The sequence below is a fragment of the Streptomyces bambusae genome, from assembly GCF_019400985.1.
GTDB lineage: Bacteria > Actinomycetota > Actinomycetes > Streptomycetales > Streptomycetaceae > Streptomyces > Streptomyces bambusae_A.
Map to the genome: position 1 here is coordinate 1 of NZ_WTFF01000506.1, position 3,288 is coordinate 3,288.

The following is a 3,288-nucleotide window of genomic DNA, read 5'->3' on the forward strand; positions in this document are numbered from 1 at the left end:
AGATGTGTATAAGCGACGGGCCCACCGGACGCGCCGTCGCCGGCCGCGCAGGCGGCCAGCCGGCGCCGTGCCTCCGCCGCTCCCAGCCGCCGCTGCGGATCCCGCTCCAGCAGTCCGCCGACCACCGGCAGGAGCGGCCCGAGCCGGGGCGACGGCCGGATCTCCTCGTACACGACGGCGTGCAGGACGGCGCCGATCGAGTCCCGGCGGAACGGCGACTCGCCCGTCACCGCCGTGCACAACAGCGCGCCGAGCGACCACAGGTCGGAGGCCGGGCCGGCGTCGCCGCCCTGCATCCGCTCCGGCGCCGAGTACTCGGGCGTGCCCGCGAAGACCCCGGTCCCGCTGAGGGTCGTCACACCGGGCAGGCTCGCGATCCCGAAGTCGGTCAGCACCACCCGGCCCGTACCCGCCTCCAGCAGTACGTTCGCCGGCTTCACGTCCCGGTGCAGCACGCCGCGGGCGTGGGCGGCGGACAGCGCGTCGAGCAGGGCCAGGCCGAGCTCGGCGGCCCCGCGAGGGGACAGCGTGCCGTCCGGGGCCGCCAGCCGGTCGGCGAGCGAGCCGCCGTCGACCAGCTCCATCACGATGGCCGGCCGTCCCTCGTGCTCGACGACGTCGTGGACGACGACCACATGGGGATGTCTGACCTGGGCCACGACCCGCGCCTCGCGCAGCGCGCCCGCCGGATCGGCGCCCGTGTCGAGGGACAGCATCTTCACCGCGACGGAACGCCCCAGCAGCTCGTCGGTGGCCCGCCAGACGACCCCCATCCCGCCCCGCCCCAGCCGCTCGCGCAGCCGGTAGCGCCCGCCGATGACGACTGCGCCGGCGGCGTCGGTCCGGTCGACGTCGTCCGTCCCGTGGGTCCCGTGGGTCGTCCCGTCCGTCCCGTCCGTCCCGTCCGTTCCGTCGTGCAGCGACACGCGTCCATCCCCCCGTCAGCCGGCCAGGGCCATGATGCCGTACGGGGTCGGACTCAGGAACATGATCCGTCCCCCGGACGGCCGTATCACGGCCGTATGATCGGGACCGGCGTCGTCGCCGACCCGACCCGCCCGCCCGCCCACAGACAGGTGAGGACGTGCACAAGACCGTCACCGAACTCGCGGACGGCCGCGAGCTGATCTACTACGACGCGGCACCCGGCCGGGACCGCGGCGCCAAGGACCGGCGCCCGCCCGAGCGCGGCCGGAGCACGCCCGAGGTACGCCTCGACCCGGCGACCGGCGACCGGGTCGTCATCGCCGCCCACCGGCAGGCCCGCACCTACCACCCGCCCGCCGACGCCTGCCCGCTCTGCCCCACCCGGGGCGACCGGTACACCGAGATCCCGGCCGCCGACTACGAGGTGGCGGTCTTCGAGAACATGTTCCCCGCCCTGTCCGGCCCGGCCGGCCGGTGCGAGGTCGTCTGCTTCACCTCCGAGCACGACACCGGCTTCGCCGGGCTCACCCGGGAGCGGGCCCGGCTGGTGCTGGACGCCTGGACCGACCGCACCGCGGAACTGTCCGCCCTCCCCGGCGTGGAACAGGTGTACTGCTTCGAGAACCGGGGCGTGGAGATCGGCGTGACCCTCCCGCACCCGCACGGCCAGGTCTACGCCCTGCCCTTCACCACCCCGCGCACCGCCAAGCACATCGCCGCCGCGGCCGCCCACCGCGCCACCACCGGCCGCAACCTCTTCGAGGACCTCCTCGCCGGCGCCCGGGCGGCCACCGAACGCCTGGTGCTCAGCGGAGAGCACTGGACCGCCTTCGTGCCGTACGCCGCCCGCTGGCCGTACGAGGTCCACCTCTACCCGCACCGCCGGGTCCCCGACCTGACCCGCCTCACCGAGGCGGAGCGGAGCGAATTCCCCGGCCTCTACCTCGACCTGCTGCGCCGCTTCGACCGGCTCTTCGACGGCTCCCGCCCCACGCCGTACGTCTCGGCCTGGCACCAGGCCCCCGCCCGCGGGGGCGGGGAACTCGCCCTGCACCTGGAGCTGTTCACCGTCCGGCGCACCGCCGACAAGCTCAAGTACCTGGCCGGTACCGAGTCCGGCATGGACGCCTTCATGAACGACGTGGCCCCGGAGACGGCCGCACGACGACTGCGGGAGGCGGCCGGATGAGGCGCGAGGCGGCGCGCGGGACGACGCGCGGGGCGATGCGCGAGGAGTTCCGCCGGGTCCACGGCTCGGCCCCGGACGGCGTCTGGGCCGCCCCCGGCCGGGTCAACCTCATCGGCGAACACACCGACTACAACGACGGCTTCGCCCTGCCCATGGCCCTCCCGCAGACCACAGTGCTCGCCGCCCGGCGCCGCACCGACGGCCGGCTGCGCCTGCACAGCGCGCAGGGCGACGGGCGGGTCACCGAGGTGGCGGTCGGCGCTCTGGCCCCGGGCGCGGTGAGCGGCGGGGCCCGCTACCTCGCCGGAGTGGTCTGGGCCCTGCGTCAGAACGGCCATCCGGTCGGCGGCGCCGACCTGCACGTGGACAGCACGGTCCCCATCGGGGCCGGGCTGTCCTCCTCGGCGGCCCTGGAGTGCGCCGTGGCCGCCGCCTACGACGACCTGTACGCGCTCGGCCTGTCCCGGCCCGAACTGGCCCGGGTCGCCCAGCAGGCCGAGAACGGCTTCGCCGGGGTGCCCTGCGGGATCATGGACCAGATGGCCTCGATGTGCTGCGAGGAGGGCGCCGCACTCCACCTCGACAGCCGCACCCTGGACCACCGGCAGGTCCCCTTCGACCTCGCCGCGCGGGGGCTGTCCCTGCTGGTGGTCGACACCCGCGTCCAGCACGACCTGGCCGACGGGGCGTACGCCGCCCGGCGCGCCGGGTGCGAACGCGCGGCGAAGCTGCTGGGGCTGCCCGCCCTGCGGGACCTCGCGGACACCGACCTGCCCGCCGCCCTGGCCGGGCTCCCGGCGGAGCTCGTCCCCCTGGTCCGGCACGTGGTCGGCGAGAACGCCCGGGTCGCGCGGGCCGTCGTACACCTCGACGCGGGAGAACCGGCCGCCCTCGGCCCGCTGCTGACGGCGAGCCACGCCTCCCTGCGGGACGACTACCGCGTCTCCTGCGCCGAGAGCGACCTTGTGGTCGAGGCCGCACGCGGGGCCGGGGCGCTGGGCGCCCGGATGACCGGCGGCGGCTTCGGCGGCTCGGTGATCGCCCTGGTCCGCGCGGAGCACCGGAGCGCGGGCGCCGACGCGGTCACCGCCGCCTTCGCCGCGGCGGGCCACCGCCCCGGCTCTTATTCACCTCTCCCAGCCCCCGAGACCGAGGGCGATATCGTATGCCGT

The 3,288-nt window shown here is 75.8% G+C and carries 3 protein-coding genes; 2 read left to right on the forward strand and 1 reads right to left on the reverse strand.

Annotated elements, in window-relative coordinates; all coding sequences use genetic code 11:
• The coding region (locus GPJ59_RS34785) for a serine/threonine-protein kinase (protein ID WP_219672035.1) at nucleotides 1-773 on the reverse strand (773 nt) is incomplete at its 3' end.
• Between the two features lie 311 nt (nucleotides 774-1,084).
• Here GPJ59_RS34785 and galT point away from each other — a divergent pair.
• Nucleotides 1,085-2,116, forward strand: coding sequence for a galactose-1-phosphate uridylyltransferase (galT, locus tag GPJ59_RS34790; RefSeq protein WP_219672036.1), 1,032 nt, complete (start codon nucleotides 1,085-1,087; stop codon nucleotides 2,114-2,116).
• Nucleotides 2,113-3,288: galactokinase (gene galK, locus GPJ59_RS34795; protein WP_219672038.1), on the forward strand; the 1,176-nt coding region annotated here is incomplete at its 3' end. The genes galT and galK, both read left to right, overlap by 4 nt.